6 protein-coding genes are annotated in these 7,135 nt (G+C 64.6%); 2 read left to right on the forward strand and 4 right to left on the reverse strand.

Translation table 11 applies throughout. The annotated features are described in order from the left end of the window. A partial coding sequence (locus V6M49_RS00125; protein ID WP_332759343.1) for an MFS transporter occupies positions 1-893 on the forward strand: 893 nt, incomplete at its 5' end. Positions 894-991: 98 nt separating this feature from the next. On the opposite strand, the gene V6M49_RS00130 is transcribed toward V6M49_RS00125, so the two are convergent. Then, positions 992-1,396 carry a class F sortase gene (locus V6M49_RS00130; RefSeq protein WP_332759347.1) on the reverse strand — a complete coding sequence of 135 codons (405 nt, stop codon included), beginning with the start codon at positions 1,394-1,396 and terminating at the stop codon, positions 992-994. A 340-nt stretch (positions 1,397-1,736) separates the two neighbouring features. After that, a complete protein-coding gene (locus V6M49_RS00135; RefSeq protein WP_332759348.1) occupies positions 1,737-2,828 on the reverse strand; it encodes an ice-binding family protein in 1,092 nt (363 codons plus the stop codon). Between the two features lie 898 nt (positions 2,829-3,726). Between V6M49_RS00135 and V6M49_RS00140 the strand changes: the two genes are divergently transcribed. Beyond that, positions 3,727-4,083, forward strand: coding sequence for a hypothetical protein (locus tag V6M49_RS00140; protein ID WP_332759349.1), 357 nt, complete (start codon positions 3,727-3,729; stop codon positions 4,081-4,083). Between the two features lie 70 nt (positions 4,084-4,153). Here V6M49_RS00140 and V6M49_RS00145 read toward each other — a convergent pair whose 3' ends face one another. Both V6M49_RS00145 and V6M49_RS00150 read right to left on the reverse strand, forming a co-directional pair. Continuing rightward, the gene (locus tag V6M49_RS00145) at positions 4,154-5,908 is read right to left on the reverse strand and encodes a thiamine pyrophosphate-dependent enzyme (protein WP_332759350.1); all 1,755 of its coding nucleotides are present in this window, start codon (positions 5,906-5,908) and stop codon (positions 4,154-4,156) included. Positions 5,909-5,962: 54 nt separating this feature from the next. Further along, on the reverse strand, positions 5,963-7,135 hold a 1,173-nt coding region (locus V6M49_RS00150; protein WP_332759352.1), incomplete at its 5' end, for an amino acid permease.

Genomic DNA, 7,135 nt, shown 5'->3' on the forward strand with positions numbered 1-7,135 from the left:
AGGCCGCAGACGGGGAACCCGAGAGCGGGCATGACGTCTGGGGCGCCATCACGCTCGCGGGCGGCATGCTGGGGCTGGTGTACACGCTGGTAGCGGCGCCGGGGAACGGCTGGGGATCTGTGGCAACTATCGCCGGATTCGTGGCCTCCACCGCAGTGCTGGCAGCGTTCGCCGTGATCGAAAACCGCGTCAAACACCCCCTGATCCGGTTCAGCATCCTCAGGGAAGGCTGGGTTGCCCGGGCCAACCTCAGTGCCGTGGGGCTGTTCGGTTCATACCTGAGTTTCCAGTTCATCCTGACGCTCTATCTGCAGTCCGCGCTGGGCTGGAGCCCCCTTGGCATGGCCCTGGCGCTGCTCCCGACCGGCCTGCTGGTTGCCTCGAGCGCACCCTTCGCGGACCGGCTGATCGAGAGATTCGGCGCCCCGCGGCTGATCCTGACCGGGCTGGCGGCGTTGACGCTCGGATACGTGCTGTTCCTTCGCGTGGGCACCTCGCCCAATTACGTGACCGACATTCTGCCGTCCGTCCTGCTGCTGGGCGTCGGTTTCGCCCTGGCCTTCCCGTCCATCAACGTCCAGGCCACTGCTGGCATCCGGGATTCCGAGCAAGGCCTGGCCGCAGGCCTGATCCAGACCAGCACCCAGGTTGGTGCCGCCCTGGTGCTGGCCGTCACCACGGCAATGGTGAGCGGTCACGGCAACGCGCCCGAGGCGGGTGCCGCCGTCGATGCCGCCGCGATGCTGGAACAGTACCGGCCGGGCCTGATCCTGAGCGCGGCGGTGGCCGTGGCTGCCCTCCTCGTTGCCGCGACGCCCAGGCTGTCGCTGGGCAAAGGCGAGAGTCGGAAGTGGAGTCCGACGAGCGCCTCTTGGACACACAATGAGCCTTGAGCAACCGAGAGCAGTTGAACCGGCCTAAGCCGCGCCGGGGCAACAGCCCTAAAGCTCGCCACGGCCCCAGGAATGCCGTTAGCGGATCCGCCCTGTTGCTATGCGGCAGGCAGCGGGCTGGCTTGAATGATGATGTTTTTCCCCCATAGGTCTTCCGTAAAACACGTGATCAGGACGAGACGGCCCGGCGCCTTGTCCCAGATCGCGCTGTCCTTCAGGGTGTCCTTGTACTCCGTGGTGACCCGATCGATTTTGTAGTGGACCGGTCCTTCTGCCGTGGTGACGGTCAATACATCACCAGGTTGTGACAGGGAACTGATGTTGTTGAATGGGGACGCCCGCCCCTCCCAGCTGTGCCCAACGATGTAGGTGGTGTTAGTGGACCAGGCGCCAGGGACCCCGTACGGCGTAAGCCAGTAGGCGTCCGCGGTGTGTGGAGGAACGATGGAACCGAGGCTCGTCTCCTGCTCAGTCGGAGACAACGGCAGGACGGCTTGATCCATCTCCACGGCCCCATACGTGATGTGCAATGGCGGTGAGCCAGTAGAGGACGCGTCGGCCTCCTCCAGTGCATTGTTAGGCGGGCTTGCGGCGAGGAAGGACTGCGGTGGGGCGGAAGTTTGCGGACTCGTTGTAACTGTCTGTGAAGACCCCCACCCCAAAAGCACTGCGGCCAGCGATACCGCACCAACAAGCGAGCGGACCACCGCCGCCCTGCCCACGGTCCTCGCCTTCCGCTTTCCAGCACGAGCGCGCCCGGCCGACGACGAACGCCCCACCAGGTGTGCCGGGCCCGGCGTGCGGAGGTGCCGGCCGCTTGGAACAGATCCCCGGCGCAAGCCTCTACTCCTGACTGCTCCGACGCCTACCGGCTACCGGCCTGACGGCAAATACGATTGCTGTGGTTACTGCAAGAGCGGCAGCGATTGCGCCGAAAACCGCCAGGCCTCCGTTTGACGGACTTACCGCCGTGTCAACGTTGGTGCCTTTATTCCTGCCCAACCCGCCCGTGTCGGCCAGTGGCACCGCCGATGCAGAGGGGGTGGATTCCGTCTCGTTAGCCCGCGGTGCGCTGGTGTCAGTTGCCGTCGATGAAGGGCTTTGGGTCGTCGTGGCAGAGGTTGTCGCAGCGGCGGTCTCTGTCGCTGTCGCAGCCGTTGTGGCAGTTGCAGTCGTTGTGGCGCAGGAGGGACTGGTAAACACGTTCGTATCCAGTGAGACCTGCCCGTTACGGGCCAGTGCCCGCCCCTCTACTGTTGCGCCAGTCTCGACAGTTATCGACGTGAGGGCAAGAATGGTCCCTTTGAAACTTGAGGCGGTGCCCAAAGTAGCTGAGCTGCCAACCTGCCAGAACACGTTGCAGGCTTGGGCGCTGTTGGTCAGGATGATACTGCTGGCCGAAGCGGTGATTAGCGTCGAAGCTGCTTGGAAGACAAATACGGAGTTGGGATTGCCTTGGCCGTCAAGAGTGAGCTGCCCGCTGAGTCCCAACGAGGAAGTGGACCCGTAGACGCCTTCCGTCAGGGTCCTGCCCACCAGGTCGCCCGTAACGCTGGTAGTCAACGGTTGGCCTGCGGCGTTGTTGTAGGCAATGGTCACGTCTGACTGCGCTTGCTGGGCCACTGCATCTGCTGCGTGGGTGGCTCCGGCCGAATTGCCTGGCGGAAACCCGGTGATCGCAGTCCCTGGGCTGACGCCCAGGTCCCTCTGGAGTGTAGTGGGACCGGTGTTGGTCACTGTGGTGCCGGCAAGCACGGAGTAGGAGGTGGCGGTGCCTAAATTGACCGGGGTGGCCGCGAAGGCCGGCACCTGCTGCAACAGTATGGCCGCGGTCAAGATAACAACGCCGGTTGCGCCGCCTGCTGCTGCTGTTCGACGGCGAAATACGCTCGAAGTGTGCTTATGCGACCCAAGATGCGCAGAATTGTGTTTCATGGCAGTCCCTTCCCCAGTAGGGCAAACGTTCTAAGACACTGCCCCACAAATTTGTAAGGGAGCTTACTAACGGACTCTACAGCCGAAACTGCGGCGGACCTAAGGCGTGCGTTGGCTGAAAACCAGCCCTCCGGGCGGCCCAGCAATTGCCGGCGAAGGCCTGGGCTCTATCCACGCAGGTCAGTGTCGAATGGTGCCGTTCCGGCCGATTTCCGACACCGCCATATTCGCCGAATAATTAATCGAATATTTGGATAAATGTCGGACGGATCAACAGCGAGCCCACATCATCGAGGATGTCTTGGAGGGCTCGCTGCAGCGAGCCCTGCGGAGACCGCCGCCGAAGGCGCCTCTCCCACCGAAGTGACGGAAGAGTCCAAGGAATAAGAGCACGTCAGCTCCACCGAAGCACCGGCTACTCTTCGATCTCGCCGCCGAACGCACGCAGGTTCTGGCGGAAGGTGAAGCCGGGGACTGTGCCCGCGCCGCGAGGTATTCCGCCAGGCGCGCCTGGCTACGGAAACGTGGTGCCCATGAGCATTTTCGCGGCCTGGGAGCGTTCACTTTCCCCGACCGGGACCTCCTCGCCAGGGTGCAGCCGCTTCCCGCAGGAATCGAGGCCTCGGTCTGGGACCTCCGCTCCGAGCCCGAGGGCATCGCGCTGGACGCCATCGACGCTACCCGCACCAGCCCCTTCGCCTGCCGAAGGCATAAAGTGCACGGCGGGCCCGGTATCCGATGCCTGCCGCAATGCTCCTCGAAGTGTGTCCCCCCGGCCTTCCCGCTGCTCTCTGGGCGCTCCCCTGTGATTGGGGCTATTAGCCCGCCTCTATCACTGGCTTCACGTCAGTCCTACACTGGTTTGCACCCAGCGGTTGCGTGTATGAGGGAGAAGATCATGGCGGTCATCGAGCAGGTGCGTGAAGGAATGCACGTCGTAGCGTCGGATGGGAAGAAGATCGGCAAGGTCGAGGCCCTGAAAATGGGTGATCCGGAGGCAGTGACGTCGGACGGCCAAACCGACCCCGAAACAGGAGGCCTCGTCAACACCGTGATCGATGGATTTGCTGCGACCTCCAATTTGCCCCGCCACACCGCAGAAAGGCTGCTGCGGGTCGGCTACGTGAAGGTCGACAGGTCCGGTTTGTTGACCGGCCACGCGTACTTCGCATCGGATGAGCTGGACCGCGTTGAGGGCGATACGTTGTGGCTCGTAGAGGGCGGGCGCTCGGATCAAGAGGAAAAGACAAAATAGCGTCCGCCGCGAAAGAACAGCGGACGACGGCGGGATGTCCCGCCGTCGGCCGCGGCTCTCTCAGGTTGGCTCAGTAAGCCTTAACCCGCTGTTCCACGATGAGATGGATGAGGGCAAAGACGCCGTCTTCATCGATGGCCGCAAGGGCGGCGTCCAGTGCGGCGGGAACGTCGCAGTCCTCGGTGACAGTGATCCCGAAACCGCCGAAAGCCCGGGCCATCAGGCCGAAGTCCGGGTTCTTCAGCTGGGTCCCGGACACGCGTGAGGGGTAGTGCCGCTCCTGGTGGGTGCGGATGGTGCCGTATTCCTGGTTGTCCATGACGATCACCAGCGGCGTGGCACCGTACTGGGCCGCGGTGGCCAGCTCCTGGCCGTTCATGAGGAACTCCCCGTCCCCTGCGATGGTGACCACGCGGCGCCCGGGTTCGGCAAGTGATGCCGCGATGGCCGAAGGCACCGAGTAGCCCATGGAGCCGTTACGGGCGCTGATCATGGAGGCGTAGCGGCGGGTGGGGAAGTAGCGGTGGGCCCAGTTGGTGTGCTCGCCCGCGCCGAACGTCACCAGGGAGTCCTCCGGCAGCCTGGGCACCAAGTTAGCCATCAAAGTGTCCATCCGTGCCTGCCCCGCTGCCGGCGCCGCCGCGGGTAGTGCGGCGAACCGCTCCTGCTCGCCCCGCATCCGGTCCGTCCACGCTTTCCATTCTTCCTTCACCGGCAGGTCGATGCCCGCCAGATCACGGACAAAGGCCTCGGGCTTGGCCAGAATCTGCCGTGAAACGGGCCCCGACCGGCCACGGAGTGAGGGGTCGGCTGCGACCAGGAAGTTCTTCTTGTTCCAGTCCTGCCGGCACACGAATCCGTCCGTGATCACGTCGCCCGGCACGGTCCCCACAAACACCAGCAGGTCCGTTTCCTCGAGCAGGTCGTACGTGGGACGGGGGCGGCCGTAGCCAATGGGGCCCACATAAGACGGGGAATCAAACGAGACCGTTCCCTGCGTCCGCCACTCAGCTGCCGCCGGGATGCGGTGCCGTTCCAGCCATCCCGTCAGCTGGTCCGCCGCGTCCTGCGTCCAGTCGTTGCCGCCGGTGACGAAAAGCGGCTTGCGTGACTCTGCCAGCGCAGCCTCCAGGGCGGCGGCGTCGGTGCTGCTCATGCCGCCGGCCGCCACGGGGATGGCGGGGTGCAGCGCCGGGTCGATCTGTTGCCGGATGATGTCCTCGGGCAGGCCCACCACGACCGGACCGGGCCGTCCGCTCATGGCGGCAAACATCGCCTCGGCCACGATCTCGGATGCCCGCTCCGCATGGTCAAGGACCATCACGCGCTTCGCGCCGGTATCGAACCAGGCCTTGATGTCGAACTCCTGGAACGCCTCCCGGTCCCGGTGCGCGAACGGGATCAGGCCGACGAACAGCAGCATAGGGGTGGAGTCCTGCCACGCGGTGTGCAGCCCCACATGCGCGTTGGCTGCGCCGGGCCCGCGGGTCACCATCGCTATGCCCGGGCGCTGGTGCATCTTCCCGTCGGCCTCGGCCATGTAGGAGGCGCCGCCCTCGTGCCGGCAGACGACCGTTTCAATCTCCGAGTGGTGCAGGCCGTCCAGGACGTCCAGGAAGCTTTCGCCGGGAACCACATAGGTGCGCTCCACACCGTGGGCCACCAGCGAATCAACAATCACGTGCCCGGCCGACTTCAGGGCGGGGCGGCTGCCTGCGTGGGACGCGTCCGGATGCCTGGCCTGCCCGGAACCTTGATCCGGGATTACGACGGCGGCGGTCAGGGTGTGGGATGCGGTCAGGGTTGCTTCGGTTTCCGTTGTCATGGGCTTTCTTTGGCTGTTTGGGCTGGTTTGGCGTTCGTAGTGGATGGTGCGGGCTTATCTGAAGGTCTCCGCCGGCAGGTTGGCGATGACGGGGGCTGTGCCGGTGAAGCCGTCGCGGGTTTCGGCGATTTCGCGGATCCGTTGGCGGCAGGCGTACCAGCCGAACACCATCAGCACGGAGGCGATGGCGGTGACGAGCATGGTGAGTGGGGAGTCGATGAAGACCATGACCAGGACGCTGGCGAGGAAGAGGAGGGAGAGGTAGCCGGTGTAGGGGGCGCCGAACATCCGGAACGACGGGCGCTTAAGCCAGCCTTTGTCGGCCCAGCGGTGGAGCTGGATCTGGCAGAGCACAATGGTTGCCCAGGTCATGACGATGCCCACGGAGGCCACGTTCAGGACGATCTCGAAGGCCTGTGCGGGCACGAGGTAGTTCAGCGGGACGCCGAGCAGGGACACTCCGGCGGTGATGGCGATGCCGCCGTAGGGGACGCCGGCTTTGTTCATCCGGCCGGCGAACTTCGGGGCCGAACCGTTCACGGACATCGAGCGGAGTATGCGTCCGGTGGAATATAGGCCGGCGTTGAGGGAGGAGAGCGCGGCGGTGAGGACCACGAGGTTCATGATGACGTCCACGCCCTGGATGCCGATGGATCCGAAGAATGTCACGAACGGGCTGACGCCCTTTTCGTAGGAGGTGTAGGGCAGCAGGAGGGCGAGGAGGATGACGGAGCCGACGTAGAAGACCGCGATGCGGAAGACCACGGAGTTGATGGCCTTGGGCATGATCTTTTCGGGGTTTTCGGTTTCGCCGGCGGCGGTGCCGACGAGTTCGATGGAGGCGTAGGCGAACAGGACGCCCTGCATGAGGATGATCATGGGGAGCAGGCCGTTGGGGAAGATTCCGCCGTTGTCCGAGAGCAGGCTCAGGCCCACGGGCTGGCCGTCGACGGGGGTGCCGAAGATGACGAAGTAGGTGCCGACGACGAGGAAGACGACGAGGGCGGCGACCTTGATCAGGGCGAACCAGAATTCGAGTTCGCCGAAGACCTTGACGGAGACGAGGTTCAGGGCGAGGACCACGATGAGGGCGATCAGGGCCCAGGCCCACTGCGGGACCTCGGCCATCCAGGGGATGTAGTTGCCGAAGAAGTTCATGTACAGGGCGGCGGCGGTGATGTCCACGATGGTGGTGGTGGCCCAGTTGATCCAGTAGAACCAGCCGGA

The organism is Pseudarthrobacter sp. (genome assembly GCF_036675385.1).
In the GTDB taxonomy this organism is placed as follows: domain Bacteria; phylum Actinomycetota; class Actinomycetes; order Actinomycetales; family Micrococcaceae; genus Arthrobacter.